We start from the raw sequence: 26,412 nt of genomic DNA, 5'->3' as shown, positions 1-26,412 counted from the left end.
TCATGCCCACCGAAGTTATCCTGCCCAAGGTCGACATGGATATGGAGACCGGCCAGATATCGCGCTGGTACGCCAAGGAGGGCGACAGTGTATCCAAAGGGCAGCTGCTTTTCGAAATCGAAACTGACAAGGCGGCCATGGAAGTGGACGCTCCTGCCTCTGGTATCCTGCGCGGCGTGACGGCACAGGAAGGCACTGTTGTGCCGGTGGGCCAGTCGGTCGCCTGGATTTATGCCGAAGGCGAGGAATACGCTGCTATCGTTATGCCAGAAGCGATTGAAACTACGCCAGTCAGCGAAGTGGTGGAGGCGGTCGCGTCATCACCATCTCCGGTTGTGGCTGAAAGCCCATCGGTGACGCAAGGAGATGATGTCCGCGCGACACCATTGGCGCGGCGGATCGCCAGAGAAAGTGGCATTGATCTGGCATCAGTGTCGGGTTCGGGTCCCAAGGGGCGGATTCAGCGGAAAGACGTTGAAGCGAGCGTTGCACACACGCAACCAGCTATTGCCAAACCTATTGCTGCAAAGGCGGGCGAAGCGCCGCTGCATGCGGTCTGGTTGCGGCAGGGCACTGATACAGGTCTGGCGCCGCTGGTGCTGATCCATGGCTTCGGCTCTGATCTCAATAGCTGGCGGCCGATGCTGGCGGGAACGACACTCGATAGCGCGATCCTTGCCATTGATTTGCCTGGGCATGGCGAGTCAATGCGGGATATTCCTGCGGATCTTGATTCCATTGCTGCGCTGGTGGAACAGACGATTGCGGCCCTTCATACAGGGCCGGTTGTTGTCGCGGCCCATTCCTTCGGTGCGGCGATTACAGCGAAGGTCGCTGCTCGTGGCAATCTTGATATTCGTGCTTTGACCCTGATTGCACCTGCGGGTCTTGGGCCTGAGATCAATGGTGCTTTCCTGCAAGGGTTTGTCCGGGCGAGGGCGGAGCCGAGCCTTCTCGCGTGGATGAAACTGCTGGTACAGGATGAGAGCCTTCTGACCAAATCTTTTGTCAAGGCAACGCTTGCTCAATCGCTGGATGAGGGTTTGCGCGAGGCGCAGAAGCTGGTGGCTGATCGCTTCTTTGCCGATGGGACGCAGATTTTCGATATCCGCAGAAATCTTGGCCAATTGGCAATTCCGGTCCGCATCATTTTCGGTGCGGCAGACAGGATCATTCCGGCAGCCCATTCGGCGGGTCTGCCGGGTGAGATCGCAGTTCATGTTTTCGCTGGGACAGGCCACATGCCGCAGCTGGAGCAGCGGGAAAAGGTGGTGCGGATATTGCGGGAGGTCAGTCGTTCCGTGGGGTAGGTGCAGTCAGTCGGCTACCACCCTTTGAGGCAATCAGGGCGCGCTGGATGGCACTGCGGGCGGATGCCAGATTGGGCATGACCCAGTTTGGCTCTGCGCCAAGGAACTTGTCGAGATAGGCAATGGCATAGCCGGGCATTTCGTTGACATTTTCCTTGTAGGACCACCAGGTCCGAAGGTCATTTGCACAACTGGCGATTTGCGGCGCGACGCCAAATTCCTGCTCGTAGATGGCGGCAATCGTACCGACGCAGAAGTTGGTGTAGAGAAAACCTTCCGGCCAGAATGCGATGATATCGGCCATTTTAGCCGCGTCATTGTTGGCTTGCGGTGTATGGCCCTGAACCTTGGCTGGCGCTTCGGCGATCAGTTCTTTCAGCACAAGACCGGCGGCGAAAATAATGAAGTCCTTCCGGTCTACACGCGAAAAGGATTTCTGCTGTTCGACGGTCTCGATCCAGTTGAGGAATGCGGCTGTCAGTTTCGTTTCGTCAATGGCAAAGCGGTAGCCATAATGCTCGGCGATCAGCGCGACATTCTTGCGAAAAGCCATGCGGAACCAGCGCAGCCGCCGCAGGCGGTGGCGCAGATCGGGTGTACTGACCAGTTCATCGCGAAACAGAAAATCCATGTGTCTCTCTCAGACGTCTCTTGTGTATGTCTTACGCTTCAAAGCAGCGGAAGCCAAGTTTTCAATGATACAAGAAATCATACATATTGACATTACAAAAAACAAATGTTCTATATTTTTCCGTCCCGGCATAGCATATGTATATGGCTGGACAATGGGAGGTTGAAGACATGGCGATGTGGCAATGGGGATTGCTTGCCCTTGGAATCCTTTGGGCTTTGCAGTCACTGGGTGTCTGGTATCAGATGCGCCACTATAGCGATGTGATGAAGGGCATTACGTCGAAATATAATGATGGATATGTCGGTGCAGGCAATGTGCGCGGGCGTTTTGGCAAAGGTGTTATTGCCCTCGTGGTGGTAACGCCGGATCTGATTGTGCAACGCTTTCTGGTGATGCGCGGTCGCTCGGTTTTTGCCAAGTTCACGCGTCGTCCCGAGTTTGAGGGAATCACGCTGAATGCATTGCGCGCTGATCCGCTCATTTCAGGCGTGGAAGACCCGGCTTTGGCAAAAGCGGCGGAGCGCGCGATCGAACAGATCGACCGTGCGAGAACCGAACCAAAGCAGCCGGGCCTTTCGGGAATCAAGACAGTCAATGCATAGGCTCTAGGGGCATAAGCTCTAGGGGTGGCCGTACCCGAGCAAACGGCTGATAAGGAGGAGGGAACATGTCAATTCTAACAATGTTGGCGCAGCATGCCGACGTTACCATGCAGCACCTGTCGGTGGCGGGGTCGATGGTCTCGGACGCTGCCCTGCACGGCAAGCAGGCCGTTCAACACGCGGGCAATGATCTCGTGGTGCTGGCCCAGTCGAGCAGCGGCGATATTACCGTCGAAGAATTCAAGAACAAGCTGCAGCACGTCCAGCAGGAAGAGCAGCTTGGCTGGCTCACCAGCGCGGGCAAATATTTTATCGGTATTTTCCAGAAGGGCGGCGAAGTCTTTGCCGGTTTCGTTACTGGCATTATTCCAACGCTCGTCGTGTTGATGACCGCCTTCTATGCGCTGACTGAACTCGTCGGCGAAGAACGCGTGCACGGCATTGCCCGCGGTGCGGGTCGCATTGCCCTGACGCGTTATACGGTGCTACCGTTGCTATCGGTATTCTTCCTCACCAACCCGATGGCTTACACGTTCGGTTCGTTCCTCGAAGAAAAGCACAAGCCGGCATTTTACGATGCTGCGGTTTCCTATGTGCATCCGCCGCTTGGCCTGTTCCCGCATATCAATCCGGGCGAATATTTCGTCTGGGGCGGCATTCTCGTTGCGCTGCTCGAACTGGAGAAAAAGGGTGCTGTTCCCGCTGGCTATCATATCAATGTGGCCATCTGGTACGCGATTGTTGGTCTGGTCGTTATCCTCCTCAAAGGCATGTTGACCGAGCGCATTACCGCCATCATGGCGCGRCGTCAGGGCATCGAGCTTTAAATCAGGGGTGGGGAGAAAAAGAATGTCAAAGACCTATAAACCAGTCAAAATTTCCAGGGGCTCCAATGGTTGGGGCGGCCCGCTGACGATCCAGTTGACGCCGCAGCGCAACAAGGTCGTTTCTGTTACCGGTGGCGGTATTCATCCTGTTGCACGCCGCATCGCTGAACTGACCGGCGGTGAGGCCGTCGATGGCTTCAAGGCACCGCCCGTAGAAGGCGAGATGGGCGTTGTCGTCGTCGATTGCGGCGGCACGGCGCGCTGCGGTGTCTATCCGCGCAAGCGCATTCCCACCGTCAATCTGACACCGGTCGGACAATCGGGCCCGCTGGCGCAGTTCATCACCGAGGACATTTATGTTTCGGGCGTGAAAGAAGCCAATATCGAACTTGCCGACGGATCGGCAGATGCCACGGTTGCAGGCATATCAACTCCGACCCCGGCCGAGATGGCAGCAGCCATGTCCAGCCGCACCGCTGCGGCATCTGACGCAGGCGAAGGCGGACTGATTGGATTGATCAGCTCCGTTGGCCGGGTCATGGGCCGGGTTGTCGGTATTTTCTTCAATGCCGGTCGCCGGACCATCGATCAGGTTGTGCGTAACGTTCTGCCCTTCATGGCCTTCGTGACCATGCTTATCGGCTTCATCCTTTATACGGGGATTGGCGATGTACTGGCGCAGCCAATGGGGCCGCTTGCCAACAATATTGTCGGTTTGCTGATCATTTCAGCCATTTGCGGCCTGCCGTTCCTGTCGCCCATTCTGGGACCGGGCGCGGTGATTGCGCAGGTGATCGGCGTGGCGATCATCGGTCCGCAGATTGCCAATGGCACGATTTCGCCGGCAATGGCCCTGCCAGCGCTGTTCGCCTATAATACGCAGGTTGGCTGCGACTTCGTGCCAGTTGGTCTGGCTCTGGGTGAAGCCAAACCAAAGACAATCGAAATCGGTGTTCCGGCGGTTCTCATCAGCCGCCAGATCATGGGTCCCGTATCAGTGCTGATTGCCTGGGTTGTCAGCCTGATCGTATTCTAAACTCGATTAACAAGAAGAGGTTCGCCATATGTCAGTTCTTTTGAAAACACGGGTAACAGCCGTGGGTCCCGAGGTGGCGGACCTCGCAGAGGGAGGCGTCGTCATCCTGTTTGCTGATGGTGCGCCGCCGGAACTTGCCGAAGTTTCCATCCTGCATCTGATCGAGGATCAGCCCTCGGAGACAACGCCCCCTGTCGGTTCCGTGATCCGCATTGGTGATCTTTCGGCCAGGATTACAGGTATCGGTGATTATGCGTGGCAAAAAGTCCGGGACATCGGTCATGTTGTCATCACATTCAACGGGTCCGATCATGTTGAGCGCCCCGGCGAAATCTGTGCATCGGAAGTCGATACCGGCAAGCTGGTTTCCACACTCAAAGTGGGCGCGACAATAACCATCGGATAATTATTCGGACCGCAGCAGAACGAAATACCAAAGAGAGTAAAGCATGGAACGCTCGACGATTGTGCGGGTGCATGATGGATTGCATGCGCGGCCAGCCACCCGGTTTGTCAAACTCGCCAAGAGTTTTGAATCGGATATCGAGCTGGTCAAGGATGACAGGTCAGTCAGCGCGAAGAGTTCGGTCAAGCTGATGCTGCTTGGCGTCAAGGAGAATGAGGAAATCACCGTTCGTGCAACAGGAGCCGATGCTATCGAGGCTGTTGAAGCATTGATTGGTTATCTGGAAAATCCACTGGCGGGGACGGAAGAAGAGGGCATAGCGCAGAGCCGCAAGACCGATTCCGGCAAAACCTCCAGCAAATCAGCGAGTAATCTTCCTGCTGATGGCAAGCTGCGCGGCGTTGCCGCGAGCGAAGGCGTGGCGATTGGCCCCGTCTACGGCTTCTTCCCGGCGGAGATCAAACAGGAAAACCGCTCGCTTGCAGCCAATGAGATCGCCGATGAGGTTCTGCGCCTCAAACAGGCTATCGCGACCGTACAGAAACGCATGGATGCTTCACTGGCGGAAACCAGTCTGGCGGATAGTGATCGCGGCATTGTCGCGGCGCTGAAGGACATTGCCAATGATGATGAACTGACAGGCGGAGCCATTGCCATTGTCGAAGGCGGCGTTGACGCTGTTTCGGCGGTGATTGGGGCAGCGTCCAAGATCGCTTCCGATTTTGCCACCATGGATGATCCCTATCTCAATGCGCGCGGGGATGATGTGAACGCGGTCGGGCGGCAGATATGCCTTGCGCTGCTTGGACAGGAAGATGCCAACCTTGATGCGGTTGCGGCAGGTTCGATCCTCGTTGCCGATGATATCGGCGCATGGGATCTGGCGCGTGCGCCGCTGAAACGTATCGCCGGAGTGATCTGCGGCCATGGCGGCGCGACATCGCATGTGGCCATCATTGCGCGCGCCCATGGCATTCCTGCCGTGCTTGGCCTTGGCCGATCCATTCTTGATCTCAAGGGCGCCAAAACAGTCGCGCTCGATGGTGATAGCGGCGAAGTCTTTGCCAATCCCGATGCGGCAGTCGCAAACCATTTTCAGGCAGAAATTGCCAAGGCGGATGCGGAGAAGCAAGCGCTGACAGCCTATAAGGATGTAACGCCCAAGCGCGCCGATGGCACGGTCATCGAAATTGCTGCCAATATTGGTTCGCTTGAGGAGATCGATGCGGCCAAGGACGTCGGTGCCATGGGTATCGGTTTGTTCCGCACCGAGCTTCTGTTCATGCGCCATCTTCATTTGCCTTCGGAAGATTTGCAGGCCGAAACCTATTCAAGCCTTGCCAAGGCCTTCGCACCCTATCCGGTCATTGTCCGGACACTGGATATTGGCGGCGACAAACCGATTGCCGGTGTCGAGTTTCCCGATGAGGAAAATCCGTTTCTTGGCTGGCGTGGTATCCGCATGTGCCTTGACCGGCCTGATGTCTTCAAGCCGCAATTGCGGGCACTCTTGCGCGCCGCCGTACATGGCAATGTCAAGGTGATGCTGCCGATGATCTCAGGTGTTGGCGAAGTTCAGGCAACGCGGGCACTGATCGATGAATGCGCTAAGGAACTTGCCGCCGAAGGCAAGGCGTTCGCGCATTTCGATCTGGGCGTGATGATCGAAACACCCGCTGCGGTGCTGGTTGCGCCAGCCCTTGCACGGGAAGTCGCCTTCTTTTCCATCGGCACCAATGATCTGACGCAATATATCATGGCCGCTGACCGGCTTAACCCTGTTGTGGCCAAGCTGAATGACGTAACGCACCCCGCAGTGATGGCTGCAATCGAGCTGACTGCCAAGGCCGGGGTTGAAGCGGGGATCATGGTTGGCATGTGCGGTGAAGCGGCGGGACGGCCCGATCTGATACCCGGTTTCATTGCCATGGGGCTGACGGAACTCAGCATGAGCCCGTCATCCATCCAGCGCGCGAAGAAATGTGTTTTGGATACGTTTAAAACAGCTTAGGGCAACAGCGGAATGAGGAATGCAAAGAGGCCGGACAGGCTATTCGCCCGGTCTTTTCCCTGTACGGCTTCCATCAGCGTCGCCTGACGGGCCTTCAATGCCAGCAGGGCGCTCTCTACCAGTTTTTCATCGCCAGGTTCTGCATCGTCGCTATAGCTGGCAAGCCCGATGGCAAGGGCGATTGCCGAAAAACAGAGATATTGTGTTGCAGTATCCGGCGCGCTTTCGCCCGGTACATGCGGCGGCAATGGCTGGGCCTGATGGCAGGACTGAAGCTCGAATGCCAGTGTTGCACAGGCCTTTGCTACATCATTCAGGCCGCCCGTTCGGGTCGCTGCCTTGAGGTGGTCAGCATGGCGGCGAATCATGATTGCATGGGCAGAAGCAAAGGTTGCCTCATGAACAACGGTGTTTTCAGCGCCAAGCACGGTAAAAATACGTTTCGCCAAGTAATAAACGTCGCGGCGGAACAGAGCCTCGCCTTTTGCCGTATCGCTTGAAAAATAGGCACCCAGACTGCGCGCCTCGATTGTGGTCGAATGAGCCTTAGGGTCTTGAGAAACAAGAGAAATCGAGATTGTCTCGGCAACTGTAAGTGCCTTGTCGACGACGCGCGCCGCATGGCCGAGCAAAATTTCTGGTCCTTCAGGAGCGGTGTTTTTGATCTTGTCGCTGCGGCTGGCACGGATCATATGCCTCACATCGCGCAAACGGTCCTTGAGGCCGACGACAATCTCGTTTGAAATATCCCTGATCATGTGGCAGACCTCGACTTGCAAAGTGGATAATGCTTTGTATCTGCTTTTGGTGACTTGCTAAACAATATTCTGCCGGAGTGTACTGTGTGCAACGTTCTTTTGTCAGCACACAATTCTGGCACTGGCAAGAAACAGATACGAGCAATTGAGGGGGTGAGAATTGACCGATCGACGCAAGCGAGTGAATAGCGCGACGAACAGTCCAAAGAAGGCCCCGGTTGACATCGGGCAGCCTGATACGAAGATCAGCCGTATGCGGATGCGCGCTGCGTGGATGTATTACATCGAGCAGATGACGCAGAACGAGATTGCCGAAGTGCTGGGCGTTGGCCGTGTGACTATCGTGCGTATGCTCGCTGAAGCCCGTGCCCGCAACGAGGTCAAGATTGGAATTCAAGGCTATCTGTCCGATCTGATCGCGCTGGAGCGGCAGGTTGAACAGCAGTTTGGTCTTGATAAGGTCATCATCGCTCCCTTGTCGCAGGCAGACAATGATCCGATTCCTGCTATCAGTGCTGCAACTGGCGACTACCTTTCCGGGGTAGTCTGCAACGGTATGCGTGTGGGCGTGGGTTGGGGACGCACCTTGCTCAGCACACTCTCCTATCTGGAAGCGCGTGCGCTCGAGGACTTTACTGTCATTTCGCTGCTTGGCGGTATCAGCCAGCCGCGCCGGTTTAACCCTGCCGAATTTGCCTGGCAGTTTGCGCAGTTGTTTCAGGGTAACGGCTATCTCATTCCCGCACCGGCGCTGGTGGACAGTGTCGAAACCAGAACCGCGCTGATTGAACGCTGCGGCCTGAAGAGCGTGTTCGAGATGGCTGAGGATCTTGATCTCGTCCTGCTCAGCGTTGGCGCCATTGAAACGGCATCAAGCACACCCTACCGCATCGGCTTCCTTAACGAAGAGCATCAGTCATCGCTCGCCGAGCGTGGTGCCGTTGGCGATATCCTGTTCCATTTCTATGACAAGCAGGGGCGTCTTGTGGATCACCCGATCCATGATCTCGTCATGTCGGTGGGTATCGAAACCTTGCAGAAGGTGCCGGTGCGTGTGCTGACGTCAGGCGGTAAGGAAAAGATCAACGCTCTGCTTGGGGCGATGAAGCTGATCCGTCCGACGGTTTTCATCACCGACGAGGAAAGCGCGCGTCAATTGCTTGCTCTGGCAGAGAAAGAATAGGCCTTGCTCATTCGAGCCACGGCGCTGCTCGCTGGTAATCATCGTCCAACCCCATGAAAATTCACAGGAGTTGTGGATTTTTGTCCCGAAATCGTCCTATGAGGCGATCAGATCAAATCGGGCATTGCATTCGTGATTTTTCCCGCTATTGATCGCGGGGAAGACGGGCAGGGACCATCCGGTTTGCTGCTTTCAGGTGGGGCCTGTAGCTCAATTGGTTAGAGCCGGCGGCTCATAACCGCTTGGTTGGGGGTTCGAGTCCCTCCGGGCCCACCATTTCCCTTCAAAATGAATGCGTTATGACGCAGGTTGGTCAGTCTATTTTGACCGCCCCAAGAGACGATTGCCCGATCCATATCATCGGCGGCGACACGATCCTGTTCCACTTCTCGTCAATACAGTTCTGTGTACCGTGTGGGCATCCGAATGATCATGTACCCCAGCAGAAATATAAAATGGATTAACTTCGATGTTTCCATTTAAAGACAATACATAACCCAATGCCTCTGATATATACTTGCTGTTGGACATATAGATATCCGGGGGGATGATGTTTGACCACTTTATTAGTCTTGGGGCATGGTGCCAAACGGCATATCAAATTGAAAAACATAATTTTCCACATACCAAAAGTTGTTTCGATTGGCTCGTTACACCTTGGGATGGGCTGATATCTATACTTGAAACGCAAGGGGCCCGTTTTGGTACTGCCGCCACTTACGATCCGATTTCGGATTGCATAAAGTGTGACCATTATGGGGTTCTCTATGCCCATGAATTCAAGAAGGATTCTTTGGGTAAGCCTGTCATTACGGATGAGCAGTTGCTGAATTGCCGATCCAAACTGCTCCACAAGCATAATAAGATGGCGACAACCCTCGGGGCAGGCGGCTCCGTGCTATTCATACGCTTTGGCGGTGCCGTGACACCAGCGACTGCTTTTCCGCATAATCGCGACTTTAATCCACGCAATGAAGCGGATCTGAACCATCTTATCCAATTGCTGCAAGAGAAGTATCTCGCCAATACGGTAAGTCTTTTATATCTATGGCAGGAGCCCATTGCCCCGCATAATCTCGATCTGAACAAGATCAGCTCCAGCATTATGGTAATGCGCATGCCGTATGTTCAGACTGATGCCGTCACTTGGATGGGAAACACAGACGTTTGGGCGGCAATATTCGAAAGGGTTCGTATCCTGCAGTACATGCGTGGGAAACTGCACGCCCGCGAACCCGGCTATTATGTGTCTCCCAACTATTTTTAGAAGAATTTTCCGGGTCCAGTATTCTTTCAATATGGCATCAAAATCGCCCTGGACGATCCTGGGGATCGGACCACGAGCCGATGGAACCTGAATCCCGTCAGAGTTGTTACTCCTTACGTCCCTTTCGCTGTGGTAGAAATATCTCACCACCAAGATTGAGAGCAGTGAATGAATTGCGCCTCGGCCACGAGGCGCGGGAGTTTGCAAGATAGGAGGTTGCAAAGCCATGACCAATTCAACTGACAACGGACAGAAAGGCAGTCAGTCTGCCATGAATACACCACCGATCGTATCGCCGCAGGCGTGGGAGGCCGCCCGCGAGGAACTGCTCGTGAAGGAAAAGGCACATTCCCACGCTCGCGACGCCCTTGCCGCCGAACGTCGGCGCATGCCTTGGACGGCAGTGGAAAGGGAATATGTGTTCGATGGGCCTGCGCGCAAGGCCAGCCTGCTCGATCTGTTTGACGGACGGCGCCAGCTCATCGTCTATCGTGCCTTCTTCGAGCCGGGCGTATTTGGCTGGCCCGACCATGCGTGTCGAGGTTGCTCCATGGTGGCCGATCAGGTCGCGCATGTGGCCCATCTGAACGCCCGTGACACGACTCTCGTTTTTATCTCACGCGCATCGCAGGCTGAAATAGCGCGACTGAAGTCGCGGATGGGCTGGACGATGCCCTGGTTCACGATCACGGACAATTTTGATGCCGACTTCGATGTGGGCGAGTGGCATGGCACAAACGTGTTTTATCGCGATGGCGAGCGCGTGTTCCGTACCTATTTCGTCAACAATCGCGGCGACGAGCAGATGGGTAACACCTGGAACTATCTTGATATCACGCCGCTCGGCCGTCAGGAGGTCTGGGAAAATTCTCCGGAGGGTTATCCTCAGACCCCAACTTACAAATGGTGGAACTGGCATGACAGTTATGTCGCCGATGCGGTGCCTGACAAGAAATGGGTCGAAGTGTCGGACATCGGAGAGGCTGCATTCCGGAATCAGGATGACGCCGGGAAGTCTTGAACCGGGCTTTAACCCTTGAGTGGAAAGCATCGGTAAATATTCGGCAAGTGTTGGAGGCAATGAATGCCTCCAACAGAGCCAGTCGACTGCAGATAAAGTCCATTCCAACTGATGAGGATACAAATGAATGACGCCAGCGTGATCTGGGCATTCATTTGTATCCTCGTCGATATAGGCGTAAGCTTCAGAAAACTAACGTGGAGGGAGCTGTCATGAAAAATGTTCTTGCTCTGGTCGTTGCTGGTTTGATCACGGTTGTCGTCAGCCTGACATCGGTTACGCCTTCTGTTGCCTCACCAATTTCCGTACAGAGTGCTCCGATCGCTTCGAATGTGGAGCAGGTCAGGTATAAGCACCATCATCGCCGGCACTGGGGTCATCGCTACCATTATCGCCATGGTTGGGGGCGTCACCATCATCGCCGCTACCATTGGAGCAATCATCACTATCGGCACGGGCATTGGAGGCACCATCGCGCTCACCGGTATTACTATCGCTTCTAGCCCCGGACGCCCGCCTTTAATCTGAAGAATGGAACAAAGTCTGTTGCCGTTGAAATAGATTGTCCTCGTATCTGGGGACAACAGGGTTTTTTGATCAGACCAGCAAGGTGCTTGTGGAACCTGCACCTCATCCGCACTTTGATGCGGATGTTTTGGGAGGAACAGTTATGAGTATTTTCTCTCCAGGGAATGCGGATGACAACCAAGAGCGGGATGCTGAACGCCGGGAGGCAATGCGAGCGCGATTTTTGGATTTCGTTGATTCAAAGGACATGTACCGGATCTATCAGGAAGGAATGGCCGCTGGCTGGAGCCTGGGGGATGTCCAGAGGGCAATTGATGCTCTTGTTGAAGCAAAGGCCGATGAGTTCGGCACAAAATAACGACCCTGACAGGCCAGCTAATCGCGATGGCCAGCCGCTGCAATCTGTTCCGATAGCCAAAACATCGTCCAAGGGGGCTGCCGACACGATGTGCGTGTTGTTTTCAGYCGCAACCGGTAACCGCTCAAAATCAAAAAACGGTGGGCCAAAAGCCCACCGTTTAAAGAAAATGACGTGACTGGAGATCTCATCATCGCAATCTGGAAATGCAGTCCTTCTACATGGCCAGACACTCATTGATATGATGCTTTTTGGGCCGAGGCCTTATAAACCCGGGGGCGTGCCCCCGGGATCTCTCCAAATCTCAGTCGATTAGAAATTGCGCTGGAAGCGGATCATGCCACCGAATGCATCATCATTGCCGCGCTGACCATCAAACTTGGTGTAGTCGATTTCCGGTGTGATGACCAAGCCAGGAACCAGCTCGTACTGTACGTTCAGAGCAGCAGCCCATGTGCCGTCTTCTTCGTAAGCAACCTGACCGTTGACTGTTGCCTTCTCGGAAACCTTCGCAGTCAAACCGCCCCAGATAGCGTAATCGCCGTACCAGGTGCCGAACCAGTTGCCATTGGCAGAGGTGGAATCATCCCAGTCAGACTGGTAACCACCCATGACGAAGGCAGACACTGTATCGCTGAACTTTACGTCCAAACGCAGCTTGCCAGCCCATTCTTCGACGCGGGAGTCGTAGCCGACAACGCCGGAGATTGAACCCCAAGCCTGTTCGAACTTCGCACCGGCCAGAACATGTGGCATGTAGTCATCGATGCGATGATCAACTGTGCCGCCTGTTGGATAGGTGATGGCTGAGCCCTGTTCAGCAGCGATGATCGCCGAGAAACCGTTGCCGCCTGTGAAGGTGTAGCTAACCTGGTTGGTTGTGGCAGACTGGTAGTTGATCACGTCGTCGTTGATCACGCCGCCAGCATAACCGGTCCACGAACCGTAGATTTCATCAGATACACCGATGCGGAAGCCGCCGAGTTCGATGTAAGCCTGTGGAAGTTCGGTTGCATTGACGCCATTGGTATACTGAAAACGTGTTTCAATATACGAACGAAGTGTGCCGAGTTCTGTTTCCGAGCGAGCGTCGAAACGGACAGTCGCACGTGAACGCTTCCACCAGGTGCCGAGTTCGCCGCCGCTGTAGACGTCATCGCCGCCAACTGCGTCATAACGCAGATAACCGCTGATCTTCAGGCAGGTTTCAGTTCCTGGAATATAGAAAAATCCGGCGCCGTATGCGTCGCAAACGCGAACGTATTCAACGGCTTCCGGTTCAGCGACAACAACTGCGTCTGCAGCGCGTGCGCCTGTTACTGCAATCAGGGCTGCAGCAGAGCCGAAGAGAATGCTCTTGATGTTCATATTGGTCCCCCAATGGTCTTCATTGACCTTTATTGCTTAAATCACTTCGACCGGGGGTAGCAACATCCAACTCATAGTTGAGTAGTAGTTGAAGTCGCAATGTTGCCGCAATGTCACAAATCGGCCACACAATCAGCTGGTTTCAATATTAAACCATTGTAAAATATATGGAAATAACTGGTTCTATTTTGAAATGCGTTAAAAATCTGCCGATCTGCATTGGTCTATGAAGTGCGAATCATCATGTATTGGGTTGCAAAATGCAACTAAATGGCGCGAGAACACCAAACTATACAGTCGATGTGGAGGTTATTCTGCAAATATTCCAATGCGGTCAAACGGTGTTACCGATGGGCCACTTATAAGCGAGATATCTGGACAATTCTGGTTGCTTCTCGCAACTCATTCCTCGCCGCAGCGCCAGCCGCGCAGCATATCGAATGGCTCCAGACCATCCCAGGCTTGCTCTTTGGTCGTGCTGCGGCCACCAAGACTGCGCAGGGCGGAAAAGCCAGCAAGATCAAACAGGCGCTGAAACAATCGGGTTTCCGTTGGCGGTGCAAAGTTTGCAGCGCAATCGGACAAGTTGAGTTCGCGTTGGTCGGACATCGGCAATCTCCTTGATAGCCGTTTGTTCTATGGCAATCGCCATACAACGTAGCACTAGACCGATCGCCATACAACATGCATAATACTGATTATGCCACGTCCATCCGATGCAAAGACCCGCTTTATCGACACCGCAGTGATCCTGTTTCAGGCGCATGGCTATCATGGTGTCGGGTTGTCAGAGATTATCGAGCAGGCAAAGGCGCCCAAGGGCTCCTTCTATTTTCATTTTCCCGGCGGCAAGGAAGAGCTGGCTGAGCACGCGGTGCGCAGCGCTGGCGGCTATCTTATTTACGTGCTGAACAAGAGTTTTCGCGATGCGCCCAGTTTTCGCGCTGGTGCGGAGTTGATGATCGCCCGGTTGTATGATTCATTTGAGGCGTCCGGATGGACGCTGGGGTGTCCCATTACCAGCGTCTTGCTTGATACCACGCCCAAGTCCGAACGCCTGTCCCTTGCCATCAAGGATGTCATGGAGAGCTGGATCAACTGCCTTGCGGACCAGATAACGAGGTTCCATCCCGAGAGGAATGGCCGGGCGCCCGCCATGAAAATTCTCGTCTCACTGGAAGGGGCGTGGATATTGGCGCGGATGCTGCGCTCGCGCGAACCCTTTGATCAGGTGATGAGCGTTATTGCTGCAAATGAGGTTTAGGCCGTCGCGACAGCGATGCCCATGCCATTATATGCGGCAGTGGTCTCGCTAGGCGTATCTCGTTCAACGATCAGGCATTGCACATAATTCATCGGCACGACCACATAGGGCGAGGCGGCTCCAAGTTTCTCGGATGAAGCGAGCACAACCGTTTCGGCTGCATAGCGGCACAGGGTTCGTTTCACGGTTGCTTCCTCGCAATCGCCCGTTGTCAGGCCGATTTCCGGATGGATGCCCGTTACCCCCATGAAATATATGTCGGCGCGATAGTACGCGATGGCTTCGATTGTCGATGCACCCACGGCCACCATTGAGTGTTTGAACAAACGTCCGCCGATCATCTCGACCGCGATATTTGGATGGTTGATCAATTCAACAGCAATGCTCGGGCTGTGGGTGATGATGGTCGCTGTGAGATCGAGCGGCAGGTGGCGGGCCAACTGAACGGCCGTTGTGCCTCCATCGACAAAAATTACCTGTCCCGGCTGGACCATGGCCGCCGCGGCACGGCCAATGGCTTTCTTGCCATCGGTGGCAATCGTCTGGCGCCCGGAGAAGTCGGCCAGGGCAGGCGAGGCGGGCAGGGCGCCGCCATGGACCCGTTGCAATAATCCTTCTGCTGCCAGTTCGCGCAAATCCCGCCGGATTGTATCTTCCGAAAGGTTGAGGTCCCGGCTGAACGTCTTGGCGACGATCTCGCCCTTTTCCCGCAAAACCGCGAGAATGTGTGCTTTGCGCTGCTGTGTCAGCATATCTCTCTCACTATTTTTGCATGTTATTTCTTGACTCTGCACGAAATTGCACGTTTTATCAAGCCAATCCCGTAACATGGTGGTATCAATGACGAAGCTTACTGAACGTGTCCGCATCCAGACTGTCAAAACTCTTTCCGATGACTGGTATGTGTTGAAGAAGACGACATTTGACTATCAGCGTGGCGACGGCACATGGCAGACGCAAAACCGCGAGACCTATGATCGCGGCAACGGTGCAACAATCCTGCTCTATGACCTTTCGCGGCGCACTGTCATCCTGACGCGGCAATTCCGCTATCCGGCTTTTGCTAGCGGCTATACGGAACTCCTGATCGAGGCGCCTGCGGGGCTGCTCGACAATATCTCGCCGGAAGAGCGTATTCGCGAGGAGGTGGAGGAGGAGACCGGATACCGTGTCCACCAAGTGCAGAAGGTCTTCGAGGCTTTTATGAGCCCGGGATCAGTGACGGAGAAACTCTATTTCTTCGTGGGTGCCTATACCGCTTCGGATCGTATTGCGGATGGTGGCGGCCTTGCGTCCGAAGGCGAAGACATCGAGGTGCTGGAACTGCCTTTTGCTGAAGCATTTGCGATGATCGGGACTGGGGCCATTCAGGACGCCAAGACAATCATGTTGCTCCAATATGCAGCCCTGCACATTTTTGCTTGAACCACCCCAAACATACGGAGAAAGCTGATGCTTATTCTGATCGCCGGTCCATACCGGTCCGGAACCAATGATGATGCCGATAAGATGGCTGCCAACCTGAAGCGTCTCGAAGAAGCGTCATGGCCGCTGTTTCAGGCCGGGCATTTGCCCATGATCGGCGAGTGGGTGGCTCTGCCCGTGTGGAATGCGGCTGGTGGCAAGCACGTTGGCGATGAGCTCTATGACCAGATATTCCACCCGGCAGCGGGACGATTGATCGCGCTTTGCGATGCGATCCTGCGCCTTCCCGGCGAGTCGAAAGGGGCTGATAATGATGTCCGCCTTGCCAATGAACGTGGCATTCCAGTCTATTACAGGCTGGAAGATGTGCCGGGTTATGTGGCCGGCACCAGTTCCGGGCGCTTTTCCGTGGCAAAATAGAGAAGCGCCAGAACCGGAAGGGTGAAGCCGATCCAGGATGTCAGCCACCAACCGCCATGGGCAAAGGCCCAGCCGCCCACGGCTGAACCAATTGCGCCTCCCGTGAAGAAGGTTGCCATGTAAAGGCCATTCAGACGGCTGCGATATTCGGGTCCCAGTGAGAAGATTGCACGCTGTCCGAGCACGAGGCTGGTGGTGACGCCAAAGTCAAGCAGGATGGCCGAAGCTGTCAGCAGACCCAAAGCCAATGTCGAGCCGTGAGAGCCCAGATGCGTCATCAGAAATGACACCGCGACGAGCAGCATGGCAAAGGCCGTTGCCGGGCGTGTCAGGCCGCGATCGGCCCAGCGTCCGGCTATCGGCGCTGCGATAGCGCCAGCCACGCCTGCCAATGCGAAGAGGGCGATGCCGCCTTGAGACAGACCGAATTCGGGACCGGCCAGCAGCAGGGGTGTTGTCGTCCAGAAAACACTGAACGCACCGAACATGCAGGCCTGATAAAGCGCACGGCGTTGCAGAATGGGCGTTGTCACGGCGAGGCGACCCATGGATGACAGCAGATGGCTGTAGGTGGGTTTCGATGTGGGAACCCGCTTGGGCAGGGCTAGTGCCAGAACGATCATCAAGACGATCATTGTGGCTGACGACAGATAGAAGACTACATGCCAGGATGAAACCTGCGCAATGAAACTGGATACAGGGCGCGCCAGCATGATGCCCATCATCAAGCCGCTGACGACATTGCCGACAACCTTGCCGCGCGCCGCTTCCGGTGCCATGTGAGCGGCATAGGGCACGAGAATCTGCACGGCGACCGAGCCGAGACCGATAAAAAGTGCCGCTGTGAGAAACGGCAATGGATGGCTGACAAGACCCGCCGCCAGCAAGGCAGCCGCGCCAGCGAGAACGACTGTCAGGATAAGGCGGCGGTTTTCGAAGAGATCGCCAAGCGGCACGATCAGCAGCAGGCCAAGGCCGTAACCAATCTGCGTCAGCGTGACGATGAGACCCGCTGCTGCCGGTGACATGCCAAGTTCAGCGCTGATAGGACCAGCCAGAGGCTGGCCGTAATACAGATTGGCGGCAATCAATCCGCAGGCTGTTGCAAGCAGAAGGGTCAACCACGGGGAAATGGCCTGTGGATCAGACGGATTGTCTGAATGGGGGGAGGACATGGGTAGCTCCTTGGGAGGAAATGAAGTCAAAAGGCAGATCAGATCAGGGTCTTCATGGCCACGTCGACGGTAGCCACCATTTCTTCGCGCGTTCGGCCGGTTTTCCCGACCACGCGCATGCCCTGCACAAGGCAAAGCATCATTCGTGCAGTGACCTTGCCATCAATATGGGCAGGCACCGAGCCGTCTTTCCGGCCCTGTTCGATCAGTTCCAGAAGCACGGCCTCATTGGTAGCCATTGCCGTTGCAACCTTTTCCGCCACTTCCGGATCGAAAGTTGCCAGTTCCGTGGCGCAGTTGACGACAAGGCACCCCCGTTTTCCCTGCACGCCATGCGAGGCATCGGCAAAAAAAGTCAGGGCGTCACGGATGCGGTCATAACCGGGTTTTTCCGTTTCGACCGCGGTGCGCAATTTGCCACTCCGGATAGCGCGATAGTGGTCAAACACCGCCAGAAACACGCCGCGCTTGTCCTTGAACGCCTTGTAAACACTGCCTGACGCCAATTGCATGGCCTCGGTTAGATTACCTATCGACGTGGCGTGATAGCCCCGGTCGCTAAACACAAGCAAAGCCTTGTCGAGCGCTTCGTTCATATCGAACGCACGCGGACGGCCACGGCTGCGTGCAGCAAGGGTGCTTGATGAGGTGGTTTCAGACATTTCCCTATATAGGGAGAGATCGTTTCCTAAATCAAGCATTTTATTCTGTGGCCAATATTATCAGCCGGTGCATCGCCTCATTGCTTGCGGGCGTTGGCGACATTATCAGGCGTGATAGCGGATTGCTTGCCACCGAAATGACCCAGCACATAATTGCTCAGCGCAGCAATCTCGACATCCGAATAGGCATTGGCAAAACCCGGCATGGACTGTCTGCCCTGCTGCGTTGTCATATGCGCACCCTTCAGGATCACCTGTATGAGATTGGTCCCATCTGGATCGTTGACCGTACGGCTGCCCTTCAGCGAAGCATAGGGCGTTTGCAGGCCCTCGCCATTCCAGCCATGACAGCTGGCACAGGCACCCTGGAAAATCTTGAGACCAAGGCTGTCCTGCGTTGCCGCATTCGCAGCAGGGGCATAGGCGGTGGATGCGGTCAGTGTGGCCGGTTCAGCTTCGACGATGGCCTTATCAGCCGAGGTTTGTGGCGGTACCGATTTCACATAGGTGACAATGGCCTTGATATCCTCGGGCGTCAGATGACGCAGGCTGAAATCCACAGCTTCGCCCATGCTGCCGGTGGCCGATCCGCGACCTTCCGCATGGCCCTTGGAGAGGTAGTCAAACAGTTGCTGATCGGTCCAGCTGCCGATGCCGGTCTGCTTGTCGGAGCTGATATTGTAAGCCTTCCAGCCTTGTAGTTCGGCTCCCGCGAATTTCTTGCCATTATTGACCGCAAACATCAGATTGCGCGGGGTGTGGCACTCGCCGCAATGGGCCATGGCCTCAACCAGATAGGCGCCCCGGTTCCATTCTTCGCTCTGTTTCGGATCGGGTTGCAATGGGCCCGGAACGAACAGCAGGTTCCAGAAGCGCATGACGTAGCGCTGGTTGAAGGGGAAACCCAATTCATTCTTTGGTGCTTCGGCGCTGATCGGCGGCAGGCTGAACAGATAGGCTTTGATGGCCAGTGCGTCTTCCGTCGTCATCTGGGCATAAGCCGCATAGGAAAAGGCGGGGTAGAGATTCTGTCCGGCCTTGTCGATGCCCTGATGCAGCGCGCGCACGAATTCCGCATCGGTCCAGTTGCCGATGCCGGTTTCCTTGTCGGCTGTAATATTGGGCGAATAGATGGTGCCGAATGGCAGCTTGAAGGCAAGACCGCCCGCATAGGGCTTGCCGCCCGCCGTGGTGTGGCAGGCAACGCAGTCCGCCGCACGGGTCAGATACTCACCGCGATCAATCAGTGCCTGACCGGTCGGCAATTTAGCGGCAGCTTCCGATACATCCGGCAGGGATGCCGGTTTGAACAGGAAGATTGCGACGCCCGCACCGATAACAACCACTGCGGCGAGAAAAAGGAGGCCCAGTCTCTTCATGATTCAGACCTCACAATTCTTCGGATGCAGTTTCAGAAGGCTCCTCGGCCTTTGTGGTTGCCAGAGCAGCTAACAAGGGTGCTGTCAGCGGCGGTATCATCGAGACACTCTTTTTCTCGGTTCCGCCGGTTTTCAGCTCGTCCCGGTTGAAGGGAAGCGTGCGCAGACGCTTGCCGGTTGCTGAGAAGATGGCATTGCCGAGTGCTGGCGCGGCGGAAACCGTTGCGGTCTCGCCGATACCGCCGGGGGATTCGGTGCTCTTGACGTGGTGGATCTCGATTTTTGGCGCTTCATTGTTGCGCAGGATGCGGTAGTCGTGGAAATTGCTCTGATCCACTCGGCCTTCACTGAAGGTGATGCCGCTATAAAGCGCTGCGGAAAGCCCGAAGATCAGCCCGCCCTCAATCTGCGCTTCAACCGTATTGGGGTTGATCGTCACGCCGCAATCGACGGCAACCACTGCGCGGTGCAGGGTGATTTCGCCAGCGGGTGAAACGGAAATTTCCAATACCGCAGCCATGAAGCTGCCGAAGGCGTCATGCAGCGAGATACCCCGCCCCATGCCAGCGGCGAGCGGTGTGCCCCATCCGGATTTTTCAGCAACAAGTTCAAGCACGCCTGCCACGCGTGGCTGGTTCTTGGTCAGTGCCCGGCGATATTCCACGGGGTCCTTGCCCGCCGCATGGGCGAGTTCATCCATGAAACTCTCGACCACAAACACATTGTGGGTAGGACCAACACCGCGCCACCATGTGATCGGAACCGGCGGGTCCTCACGCACCCAGTCGACGTGAATGACGGGAAGGTCATAGGGAGGCTTTGCAGCACCTTCAACCGCATCGTCGTCAAGCTTATCCTCCGGCCAGCCGCTCGGGATGTAATTTCCGAGCACCGAACCACCGGCAACATGGTCAACCCACACAGTTGGCAAACCGTCTTCACCAAGCCCGGCGGATATGCGGTCATAATAGGCGGGGCGGTAAAGATCGTGCTGAATGTCCTCTTCGCGAGTCCAGATCACCTTGACGGGGTAGCTGACCTGTTTGGCGATGGCGACGGCCTGAGCCACGGATTCCGCCACAAGGCGACGGCCAAAGCCACCGCCGATCAGCTGATTATGCAGGATGACCTTTTCGAGTGGATAGCCTGTCACCTGTGCGGCAACACCCTGCGCAATCGCAGGCACCTGCGTGCCAACCCAGATCTCGCATTCATCGGAGCGGACATGCACGACGCAATTGATGGGTTCCATCGGCGCATGCGCAAGGAATGGAAGCTCATAGGTGGCTTCAACCTTCTTGGCCGCAGCCTTCATCTTGGCTTCAACATCGCCCTCCTGCCGCGCCATGATGGGTTTCTTGCGCTCGGATGCGGCTTTAAGGGCCGCCATGATGTTGCTGCTGTCAAGTTTGGCATTCGCGCCTTCATTCCAGGTGATATTGAGTGCTTCAAGGCCCTTCTTCGCCGCCCAGAAATGGTCGCCAATGACGGCAACGGCATTGTCGAGCTTGACGATATCGCGCACGCCCGCAATGGCACGCGCTGCCTTGTCGTCCACATCCTGCAGCTTGCCGCCAAAGACGGGGCATGCGGCAACGGTTGCGACCTTCATATCGGGCACGCGGATATCAATGCCGTATTTGACTGCACCATTGACCTTACCCGGAGTATCAAGTCTGCGGCTCGACTTCCCGATTAGCTGGAAATCTTTCTGATCCTTCAGCTTGACCTCGGTTGGTACAGGCTGCTTTGCGGCTGCGTCGGCAAGAGCGCCATAGGCGAGCTGGCGGCCAGTCGGTTGGTGCGTAACAATACCGAGCTTCGCAACACATTCCGTCACGGGTACTGACCATTCAGCCGCGGCGGCTGCAACCAGCATCATCCGTGCCGTTGCACCCGCTTTGCGCAGCGGTTCCCAGGTGGCGCGCATGGAGGTCGAGCCACCTGTGGCCTGTCCGCCAAGGGCCGCGGTCGCATAGAGCTTGTCATTCGGCGGTGCATCGACGGCTTTCACCTGATCAAGGCCGACTTCAAGTTCCTCGGCAATCAGTGTGGCTTCACCAGTATGCGTACCTTGACCCATTTCGATATTGGGAAGGATGAGCGTGATCTGCCCATCAGTGCCAATGCGAATATAGGCATCGGGCGAAAAGGCTGCGGTGACGTCGCCGTCCACCGGCAATGCGGTGCTGGCGGCGAGAACAGGCGTCGTGCCGACGCCAAATAATGCAAAGCCCAGAATCAGGCCGCCACCTTGCAGGAAGGCACGGCGGGAAGTTCCTGTTTTCGGGGAGGGGGAGGAGGATGGCTTGCTCATGCTGGCTATCTCCATTTCCTCAGGCCTTCGCGGCCTGTTTTATGGCCGCTCGAATCCGGGGATAGGTGCCGCATCGACAGATATTGCCGGACATGGCCGCATCAATATCCCRGTCCGTGGGGTCAGGGTTTCGATCAAGCAGAGCGGAGGCGGACATGATCTGTCCGGACTGACAGTAGCCGCATTGCACGACTTCCAGATTGAGCCAGGCGTCCTGAATCTTCTTGCCTGATGGCGTGGCGCTAACCGCTTCGATGGTTGTTATTTTGCGCGAACCAACGGAGGCCGCAGGCAGGACGCAGGAGCGTACCGGACGTCCGTCCAACTGCACCGTACAAGCGCCGCACTGGGCAATGCCGCAACCAAATTTGGTCCCGGTCAAACCAATCACATCACGCAGCACCCAGAGCAGAGGCATATCCTCCGGCACATCAACGTTGCGATCTTCGCCATTTATATTCAGGGCTATCATCAGGCCGCTCCTCGGTTATCCGTGTCTGTGGGACAGATGTCAAAGTCAACGCAGCATGTGCGATTGATGACACAGAAAAGCCACCCTTACCAGAGGTTGTAACAGGAAGGTGATCGGCATTGGCGGCGGGACGCAATCCCAGGCAATTGTACGATGGAATTTGCTGGCAAACGAAACCCCTGCCGGAGCGCTTGCCAGCGTTACCGCCTGAAATATCAGATGTTTACAAGAACGGTCAGACTGCGAAGATAACAGCCGTTACCATCATTGCTCCGAACAAAATGGCAGAGCATGTTATCCAATTGCATAGATCGCCGTTTTCTTTAACGTGTCGCATCACTTGCCTCCTGTTGAGCGTAACCGGCTAAACCGGCGCGTTCTCAAAGACCACGAACACCCGCCGCTGACTCTGTTGGCCAACGATCGTTTTTGAAAAGAGTGATTCATGTCCTGCTGCCGGAGCGTGCGGAATTGGTATTCAGCCATCCGGATTACAGCGAGACGGAGTATAGCACTTACCGGGGTGGGGCTCAATTTGTTGTCCGCCCCGGAATCATCACATTTGATATCGGAACCGTGAGATTACGTTAATTTTTCGTTACCAGCATCCGGGTCAACCAGTCTTGGAAAGATCATACGCACCAGCGCACCACGGCCTTCATAAAACCCCGCCGGGGCATCATGCATTTCGAGCCGCCCACCATGGTCCTCGACAATCTTCTTGACGATGGCGAGGCCAAGTCCGGTACCCTTTTCGCGGGTGGTCACGTAAGGCTCCAGCAATTGATGCCGGTTTTCGGCCGGTAAACCCTTTCCGTTATCGACCACTTCGACAATGATGGAAGGACCAGAGCCCGCCGCCCGCACCAGTATGTGTCCTTCGCTGATGGCACCGGACTGCAGCACGGCATCAATGGACTCCGATGCATTCTTGATGATGTTGCCGAATGCCTGTCCCAGAAGGCGGCTGTCGAAATTGCCGATAAGCGGCTCGCCGGCAAATTCATGTTCGAACTTGATCTGGCTGTTGCTGATTTCAACAAGGAAAGATGCGTCGCGCAGCACATCGCGAATATCCGTTGCGGCCAGCTGCGGCTTTGGCATGCGGGCGAATTCGGAAAACTCGTCCACCATGCGGCCAATGTCGCCGACCTGCCGGATAATGGTCTCGGTGCACTGGTCAAAGACTTCGCGGTCTTCGGTGATGACTTTGCCGTAACGACGACGCAGCCGCTCGGCAGAAAGTTGGATAGGTGTCAGCGGATTTTTGATTTCGTGGGCGATACGCCGCGCAACATCAGCCCAAGCGGATGAGCGGTGCGCCGCGACGAGATCGGTGATGTCATCGACCGTGACCACATAGGATGTGTTCTGGGTGTCCGCGTCTTCGCGCGTGATCTGGACATTGAATGAACGGGCGACACCGTTGCGGGTCATGGCAATCTGCTTGCGGCTTGACGAACGCCCGCTATCGCGTGCCGTGGTGAAGACTTCGCCAAACTCCGGCAGGAGTTCAGTCAAATTGCCGCCAATCGTCGAAACGCCATCCTCCAGCAGCATGGTTTCAGCGGGCCGGTTGATAACAGCAATGTCGCCTTGCGTGTTGACGCTGATCACGCCAGCGGTGACGCCGGAAAGAACAGCCTCGGTAAAACGCCTGCGCTCATCGATCTGCTCTTTTGCCGAGATCAGATCGGTATGCTGGGTTTTCAACTGTCTGACCATCTTGTTGAAAGTCAGGGATAGCGAGCCAATGTCGCCATCAGACCCCCGGACAGGAACGGAGACGTCAAAATCTCCTGTCGCAACTTCTTCGGCTGCCCCGATAAGCAGCCGAATGGGCTGAACCACGCGATTGGCGACGGCGATACCCGTCCAGACAGCTGTCAGAAGCAGCAATAATGTTAATTCAACGTAGAGCAGCGCATAGGCAATCTGCGTGTTCTTGCGGTTGCTGGCCAGCGACTGATACTCGCTGTTATTATCGGTCATAACCCGCATATTTTTCAGGGCCGACGGATCGATGGTACGCAACGTATAGAGATAAAGGTCCGGCAGTGCCTGTGTCTTGACGACGGCCCCGACCAGATTGGTCTCACCCGGCGGGATCAGGGCAGGCCGGTCGCCAGCAGCGCCGCGCAATGCCGTCAGCGGAACCGGCGGCAGCTGGTGGTCATTGATGAGGTTCGCACTGACAACAATTTCGCCCGTTGATTTGACCAGTGACGCACCCAGAAGATTGTTACGGCCCGCATCATAGGTCAGCCAGTCAGCAAAAGCGCCGCGATCCAGGCTGAAAAGCATACGCCGCTGGTCAAGCTCAATGGCCATGGAAAGGGTTGTGGTCACCAGATTCTGGGCATTGTCTTCCGTATAGGATTGGGCTGCCTTGATCGACATGTCGATAATCTTGTTGTTGTCGACATTGATCCATGAATTCAGCCGGTTATCCAGAATAATCAACGAAAAACAGGCCACAATGATGCACGGTATCGACGCGATCAGAGCGAAAATGAAGGCGATATTGGTGTGCAGATCATTGTGCTTTTCCTTGTTCTTGAAAAGGAAGAGCTTTCGTACGGTCGCATAGGACAGATAGATGAGCAGCAGGATCGAGACCGTATTGGCCGCGATGATAAGCTGGGTGATCTCTTTTGTCGGCGATATAGTGGTGATGCCCATCATCACGATGAATGAGGCAATCGTCGCTGCCAGAGCCAGAAGCGTCAAAGCTAGCGCGCCCCTTGGCAGAACCTGTTGTTTGATCTCGGTTTCGCTGGAGGACATTCATCAGCCTCGTTGGGTCTTTCCATCAGATAACGGAGACCACAGTCATTCGTTGTGGATTATCGGGCGTGATGCCGCTTGTAAAGCAAGCTTGCATTCTGGCAGAGGTTTGGGGCAACAGGGTGGACAGGCGTTGCTGATCTGCCACGCGGTTTTGACCGGAGTATCGATATGACAGTCCGCACAATTGTAAAATTTCCCAACCCGCATCTGCGGGCAAAGGCAGAACCTGTCACGGAATTTGATGACAGCCTGCGGACCTTGGCTGCCGATCTGCTCGACACCATGCGCGATGCACCTGGAATCGGCATTACGGCGCCGCATATTGGCGTTTTGAAACGCGTCGTGGTTGTTGAACTCGATGACGGGCAGGGCGTGCGATATTATATCAATCCAACAGTTGGATCGGTATCGGATGCTCTGGTGAAGAATATGGAGGGCAGTGTGTCGATGCCCGGCATCAACGATGAAGTTGAACGGCCTTCGTCCGTCCGTATAAGCTATCAGGACCTGACAGGTGCCGCGCAAACCCAAGAAGCCGATGGATTGCTGGCCGTGTGTCTGCAGCACGAGATCGACCAGCTTGACGGGATTTTCTGGCTGTATCGATTGTCAAAGCTCAAGCGGGACCGGCTGGTCAAACGGTTTGAGAAACAGCAACGCGTCCAAATAGCCTAGTCTGTGTCTCATCGGTGAATGGGATCTTTCCAAAGAACGCCTTCCGGCTTTTCGGCGGGTTCAATATCGAGGTTGACAACCACCGGCTCCTGACCGGAGCGAACAAGCACACATTCCAGCGGCTCATCCTCACTGGCATTGATCTCCTGATGCGGAACGTAGGGCGGGACAAAAATGAAATCGCCCGGACCTGCTTCTGCAACATATTCCAGCTTCTCGCCCCAGCGCATGCGTGCCTTGCCTTTGACCACATAGATAATGCTTTCAAGATCACCATGGTGGTGGGCGCCAGTTTTGGCATTGGGGTGAATGACAACGGTCCCCGCCCAAATTTTCTCGGCACCGGCGCGGGCATGGTTGATAGCGGCTGCCCGGTTCATACCGGGTGTTTGTGCCGTGTTGGGATCAAGGGAATTACCCGGAATGACTTTCACGCCATGCTCGCGCCAATCGACAGGTTCATCGTGATGGTGATGATCTTCCGACATGATGCCTCCTGCTTGTCTGTTGGGCACAGCGTAACG

General features: G+C 55.6%; 27 protein-coding genes and 1 tRNA gene. 16 read left to right on the top strand and 12 right to left on the bottom strand.

What is annotated here, in order from left to right; all coding sequences use genetic code 11:
- Positions 1-2: 2 nt before the first annotated feature.
- A complete protein-coding gene (locus AB4Y96_RS22240) occupies positions 3-1,310 on the top strand; it encodes an acetoin dehydrogenase dihydrolipoyllysine-residue acetyltransferase subunit (RefSeq protein ID WP_441919950.1) in 1,308 nt (435 codons plus the stop codon).
- Here the strand turns inward: AB4Y96_RS22240 and AB4Y96_RS22235 are convergent.
- Positions 1,291-1,941 (bottom strand): hypothetical protein, encoded by a 651-nt coding sequence (locus AB4Y96_RS22235; RefSeq protein ID WP_441919949.1) that lies wholly within the window; start codon positions 1,939-1,941, stop codon positions 1,291-1,293. The two genes, AB4Y96_RS22240 and AB4Y96_RS22235, sit on opposite strands and share 20 nt — an antisense overlap.
- Positions 1,942-2,111: 170 nt before the next feature.
- Between AB4Y96_RS22235 and AB4Y96_RS22230 the strand changes: the two genes are divergently transcribed.
- From AB4Y96_RS22230 to ptsP, 5 genes are all read left to right on the top strand, one after another.
- Positions 2,112-2,546 (top strand): transcriptional regulator GutM, encoded by a 435-nt coding sequence (locus AB4Y96_RS22230; RefSeq protein ID WP_091878499.1) that lies wholly within the window; start codon positions 2,112-2,114, stop codon positions 2,544-2,546.
- 65 nt (positions 2,547-2,611) lie between these two features.
- A complete protein-coding gene (gene srlA, locus AB4Y96_RS22225) occupies positions 2,612-3,373 on the top strand; it encodes a PTS glucitol/sorbitol transporter subunit IIC (RefSeq protein ID WP_091877930.1) in 762 nt (253 codons plus the stop codon).
- A 22-nt stretch (positions 3,374-3,395) separates the two neighbouring features.
- On the top strand, positions 3,396-4,409 hold the full coding sequence (srlE, locus tag AB4Y96_RS22220) for a PTS glucitol/sorbitol transporter subunit IIB (protein WP_091877929.1): 1,014 nt from the start codon (positions 3,396-3,398) through the stop codon (positions 4,407-4,409).
- Positions 4,410-4,437: 28 nt separating this feature from the next.
- On the top strand, positions 4,438-4,815 hold the full coding sequence (locus tag AB4Y96_RS22215; RefSeq protein WP_441919947.1) for a PTS glucitol/sorbitol transporter subunit IIA: 378 nt from the start codon (positions 4,438-4,440) through the stop codon (positions 4,813-4,815).
- A gap of 43 nt (positions 4,816-4,858) precedes the next feature.
- Positions 4,859-6,826, top strand: a complete 1,968-nt coding sequence (ptsP, locus tag AB4Y96_RS22210; RefSeq protein ID WP_441919945.1) for a phosphoenolpyruvate--protein phosphotransferase — start codon at positions 4,859-4,861, stop codon at positions 6,824-6,826.
- Here the strand turns inward: ptsP and AB4Y96_RS22205 are convergent.
- Positions 6,823-7,584 (bottom strand): hypothetical protein, encoded by a 762-nt coding sequence (locus tag AB4Y96_RS22205; protein ID WP_441919943.1) that lies wholly within the window; start codon positions 7,582-7,584, stop codon positions 6,823-6,825. The two genes, ptsP and AB4Y96_RS22205, sit on opposite strands and share 4 nt — an antisense overlap.
- Before the next feature lie 160 nt (positions 7,585-7,744).
- On the opposite strand from AB4Y96_RS22205, the gene AB4Y96_RS22200 reads away from it, so the two are divergent.
- From AB4Y96_RS22200 to AB4Y96_RS22175, 6 genes are all read left to right on the top strand, one after another.
- The gene (locus AB4Y96_RS22200; protein ID WP_441919941.1) at positions 7,745-8,767 is read left to right on the top strand and encodes a sugar-binding transcriptional regulator; all 1,023 of its coding nucleotides are present in this window, start codon (positions 7,745-7,747) and stop codon (positions 8,765-8,767) included.
- A 199-nt stretch (positions 8,768-8,966) separates the two neighbouring features.
- A tRNA-Ile gene (locus AB4Y96_RS22195) sits at positions 8,967-9,043 on the top strand.
- Positions 9,044-9,317: 274 nt separating this feature from the next.
- Positions 9,318-10,034, top strand: coding sequence for a DUF1796 family putative cysteine peptidase (locus tag AB4Y96_RS22190; protein WP_441919939.1), 717 nt, complete (start codon positions 9,318-9,320; stop codon positions 10,032-10,034).
- A 226-nt stretch (positions 10,035-10,260) separates the two neighbouring features.
- On the top strand, positions 10,261-11,055 hold the full coding sequence (locus AB4Y96_RS22185) for a DUF899 domain-containing protein (RefSeq protein ID WP_441919938.1): 795 nt from the start codon (positions 10,261-10,263) through the stop codon (positions 11,053-11,055).
- Between the two features lie 330 nt (positions 11,056-11,385).
- On the top strand, positions 11,386-11,583 hold the full coding sequence (locus AB4Y96_RS22180) for a hypothetical protein (protein WP_441919936.1): 198 nt from the start codon (positions 11,386-11,388) through the stop codon (positions 11,581-11,583).
- A 142-nt stretch (positions 11,584-11,725) separates the two neighbouring features.
- Positions 11,726-11,941: a hypothetical protein gene (locus AB4Y96_RS22175; protein WP_091877922.1), complete on the top strand. Its 216-nt coding sequence runs from the start codon at positions 11,726-11,728 to the stop codon at positions 11,939-11,941.
- Between the two features lie 312 nt (positions 11,942-12,253).
- On the opposite strand, the gene AB4Y96_RS22170 is transcribed toward AB4Y96_RS22175, so the two are convergent.
- Together AB4Y96_RS22170 and AB4Y96_RS22165 are read right to left on the bottom strand one after the other, a co-directional pair.
- Positions 12,254-13,309: a porin gene (locus tag AB4Y96_RS22170; protein ID WP_441919934.1), complete on the bottom strand. Its 1,056-nt coding sequence runs from the start codon at positions 13,307-13,309 to the stop codon at positions 12,254-12,256.
- 402 nt (positions 13,310-13,711) lie between these two features.
- The gene (locus AB4Y96_RS22165; protein ID WP_441919932.1) at positions 13,712-13,918 is read right to left on the bottom strand and encodes a hypothetical protein; all 207 of its coding nucleotides are present in this window, start codon (positions 13,916-13,918) and stop codon (positions 13,712-13,714) included.
- Positions 13,919-14,009: 91 nt separating this feature from the next.
- Between AB4Y96_RS22165 and AB4Y96_RS22160 the strand changes: the two genes are divergently transcribed.
- Positions 14,010-14,573, top strand: coding sequence for a TetR/AcrR family transcriptional regulator (locus AB4Y96_RS22160; protein WP_091877919.1), 564 nt, complete (start codon positions 14,010-14,012; stop codon positions 14,571-14,573).
- Here the strand turns inward: AB4Y96_RS22160 and AB4Y96_RS22155 are convergent.
- Complete coding sequence (locus AB4Y96_RS22155; protein ID WP_441919931.1) at positions 14,570-15,325, bottom strand: DeoR/GlpR family DNA-binding transcription regulator; 756 nt, start codon at positions 15,323-15,325, stop codon at positions 14,570-14,572. The two genes, AB4Y96_RS22160 and AB4Y96_RS22155, sit on opposite strands and share 4 nt — an antisense overlap.
- Positions 15,326-15,413: 88 nt before the next feature.
- Here AB4Y96_RS22155 and AB4Y96_RS22150 point away from each other — a divergent pair, with 88 nt between their 5' ends.
- Positions 15,414-15,998: an NUDIX domain-containing protein gene (locus AB4Y96_RS22150; RefSeq protein ID WP_441919930.1), complete on the top strand. Its 585-nt coding sequence runs from the start codon at positions 15,414-15,416 to the stop codon at positions 15,996-15,998.
- A 27-nt stretch (positions 15,999-16,025) separates the two neighbouring features.
- The gene (locus AB4Y96_RS22145) at positions 16,026-16,418 is read left to right on the top strand and encodes a DUF4406 domain-containing protein (protein ID WP_441919928.1); all 393 of its coding nucleotides are present in this window, start codon (positions 16,026-16,028) and stop codon (positions 16,416-16,418) included.
- Here the strand turns inward: AB4Y96_RS22145 and AB4Y96_RS22140 are convergent.
- The 6 genes from AB4Y96_RS22140 to AB4Y96_RS22115 all read right to left on the bottom strand — a co-directional run bounded on the left by AB4Y96_RS22140 (position 16,373) and on the right by AB4Y96_RS22115 (position 25,210).
- Positions 16,373-17,593, bottom strand: coding sequence for an MFS transporter (locus AB4Y96_RS22140; RefSeq protein WP_441919926.1), 1,221 nt, complete (start codon positions 17,591-17,593; stop codon positions 16,373-16,375). The two genes, AB4Y96_RS22145 and AB4Y96_RS22140, sit on opposite strands and share 46 nt — an antisense overlap.
- A gap of 38 nt (positions 17,594-17,631) precedes the next feature.
- Positions 17,632-18,255: a TetR/AcrR family transcriptional regulator gene (locus tag AB4Y96_RS22135; RefSeq protein ID WP_441919924.1), complete on the bottom strand. Its 624-nt coding sequence runs from the start codon at positions 18,253-18,255 to the stop codon at positions 17,632-17,634.
- A 77-nt stretch (positions 18,256-18,332) separates the two neighbouring features.
- Positions 18,333-19,634 carry a c-type cytochrome gene (locus AB4Y96_RS22130; protein ID WP_441919922.1) on the bottom strand — a complete coding sequence of 434 codons (1,302 nt, stop codon included), beginning with the start codon at positions 19,632-19,634 and terminating at the stop codon, positions 18,333-18,335.
- A 10-nt stretch (positions 19,635-19,644) separates the two neighbouring features.
- Positions 19,645-21,951, bottom strand: coding sequence for a xanthine dehydrogenase family protein molybdopterin-binding subunit (locus tag AB4Y96_RS22125; protein ID WP_091877913.1), 2,307 nt, complete (start codon positions 21,949-21,951; stop codon positions 19,645-19,647).
- Between the two features lie 19 nt (positions 21,952-21,970).
- Entirely contained in the window at positions 21,971-22,423 is a 453-nt protein-coding gene (locus tag AB4Y96_RS22120) for a (2Fe-2S)-binding protein (protein WP_441919920.1), read from the bottom strand.
- A gap of 582 nt (positions 22,424-23,005) precedes the next feature.
- Positions 23,006-25,210: an ATP-binding protein gene (locus tag AB4Y96_RS22115; protein WP_441919918.1), complete on the bottom strand. Its 2,205-nt coding sequence runs from the start codon at positions 25,208-25,210 to the stop codon at positions 23,006-23,008.
- A 171-nt stretch (positions 25,211-25,381) separates the two neighbouring features.
- Here AB4Y96_RS22115 and AB4Y96_RS22110 point away from each other — a divergent pair, with 171 nt between their 5' ends.
- A complete protein-coding gene (locus AB4Y96_RS22110; protein ID WP_441919916.1) occupies positions 25,382-25,888 on the top strand; it encodes a peptide deformylase in 507 nt (168 codons plus the stop codon).
- An 8-nt stretch (positions 25,889-25,896) separates the two neighbouring features.
- Here the strand turns inward: AB4Y96_RS22110 and AB4Y96_RS22105 are convergent, their stop codons facing one another.
- On the bottom strand, positions 25,897-26,376 hold the full coding sequence (locus AB4Y96_RS22105; RefSeq protein ID WP_112528982.1) for a cupin domain-containing protein: 480 nt from the start codon (positions 26,374-26,376) through the stop codon (positions 25,897-25,899).
- Between the last annotated feature and the right edge of the window lie 36 nt (positions 26,377-26,412).

The sequence above is a fragment of the Phyllobacterium sp. TAF24 genome (assembly GCF_052113785.1).
Taxonomy (GTDB): Bacteria; Pseudomonadota; Alphaproteobacteria; order Rhizobiales; family Rhizobiaceae; genus Phyllobacterium.
The sequence above is the reverse complement of the archived record's forward strand: the minus strand, read 5'-3'. Positions and strand labels throughout refer to the sequence as shown.

Bases quoted from the DNA above. Each gene is read 5' to 3' on its own strand.
- AB4Y96_RS22155 (WP_441919931.1), bottom strand. From the start codon at position 15,325: ATGCTGACACAGCAGCGCAAAGCACACATTCTCGCGGTTTTGCGGGAA.
- AB4Y96_RS22150 (WP_441919930.1), top strand. From the start codon at position 15,414: ATGACGAAGCTTACTGAACGTGTCCGCATCCAGACTGTCAAAACTCTT.
- AB4Y96_RS22235 (WP_441919949.1), bottom strand. From the start codon at position 1,941: ATGGATTTTCTGTTTCGCGATGAACTGGTCAGTACACCCGATCTGCGC.
- AB4Y96_RS22185 (WP_441919938.1), top strand. From the start codon at position 10,261: ATGACCAATTCAACTGACAACGGACAGAAAGGCAGTCAGTCTGCCATG.
- AB4Y96_RS22160 (WP_091877919.1), top strand. From the start codon at position 14,010: ATGCCACGTCCATCCGATGCAAAGACCCGCTTTATCGACACCGCAGTG.
- AB4Y96_RS22230 (WP_091878499.1), top strand. From the start codon at position 2,112: ATGGCGATGTGGCAATGGGGATTGCTTGCCCTTGGAATCCTTTGGGCT.
- AB4Y96_RS22205 (WP_441919943.1), bottom strand. From the start codon at position 7,584: ATGATCAGGGATATTTCAAACGAGATTGTCGTCGGCCTCAAGGACCGT.
- AB4Y96_RS22135 (WP_441919924.1), bottom strand. From the start codon at position 18,255: ATGTCTGAAACCACCTCATCAAGCACCCTTGCTGCACGCAGCCGTGGC.
- AB4Y96_RS22165 (WP_441919932.1), bottom strand. From the start codon at position 13,918: ATGTCCGACCAACGCGAACTCAACTTGTCCGATTGCGCTGCAAACTTT.
- AB4Y96_RS22130 (WP_441919922.1), bottom strand. From the start codon at position 19,634: ATGAAGAGACTGGGCCTCCTTTTTCTCGCCGCAGTGGTTGTTATCGGT.
- AB4Y96_RS22125 (WP_091877913.1), bottom strand. From the start codon at position 21,951: ATGAGCAAGCCATCCTCCTCCCCCTCCCCGAAAACAGGAACTTCCCGC.
- ptsP (WP_441919945.1), top strand. From the start codon at position 4,859: ATGGAACGCTCGACGATTGTGCGGGTGCATGATGGATTGCATGCGCGG.
- srlE (WP_091877929.1), top strand. From the start codon at position 3,396: ATGTCAAAGACCTATAAACCAGTCAAAATTTCCAGGGGCTCCAATGGT.
- AB4Y96_RS22175 (WP_091877922.1), top strand. From the start codon at position 11,726: ATGAGTATTTTCTCTCCAGGGAATGCGGATGACAACCAAGAGCGGGAT.
- AB4Y96_RS22180 (WP_441919936.1), top strand. From the start codon at position 11,386: ATGTGGAGCAGGTCAGGTATAAGCACCATCATCGCCGGCACTGGGGTC.
- AB4Y96_RS22215 (WP_441919947.1), top strand. From the start codon at position 4,438: ATGTCAGTTCTTTTGAAAACACGGGTAACAGCCGTGGGTCCCGAGGTG.
- AB4Y96_RS22190 (WP_441919939.1), top strand. From the start codon at position 9,318: ATGTTTGACCACTTTATTAGTCTTGGGGCATGGTGCCAAACGGCATAT.
- AB4Y96_RS22170 (WP_441919934.1), bottom strand. From the start codon at position 13,309: ATGAACATCAAGAGCATTCTCTTCGGCTCTGCTGCAGCCCTGATTGCA.
- AB4Y96_RS22145 (WP_441919928.1), top strand. From the start codon at position 16,026: ATGCTTATTCTGATCGCCGGTCCATACCGGTCCGGAACCAATGATGAT.
- AB4Y96_RS22115 (WP_441919918.1), bottom strand. From the start codon at position 25,210: ATGTCCTCCAGCGAAACCGAGATCAAACAACAGGTTCTGCCAAGGGGC.
- AB4Y96_RS22110 (WP_441919916.1), top strand. From the start codon at position 25,382: ATGACAGTCCGCACAATTGTAAAATTTCCCAACCCGCATCTGCGGGCA.
- AB4Y96_RS22105 (WP_112528982.1), bottom strand. From the start codon at position 26,376: ATGTCGGAAGATCATCACCATCACGATGAACCTGTCGATTGGCGCGAG.
- AB4Y96_RS22140 (WP_441919926.1), bottom strand. From the start codon at position 17,593: ATGTCCTCCCCCCATTCAGACAATCCGTCTGATCCACAGGCCATTTCC.
- AB4Y96_RS22240 (WP_441919950.1), top strand. From the start codon at position 3: ATGCCCACCGAAGTTATCCTGCCCAAGGTCGACATGGATATGGAGACC.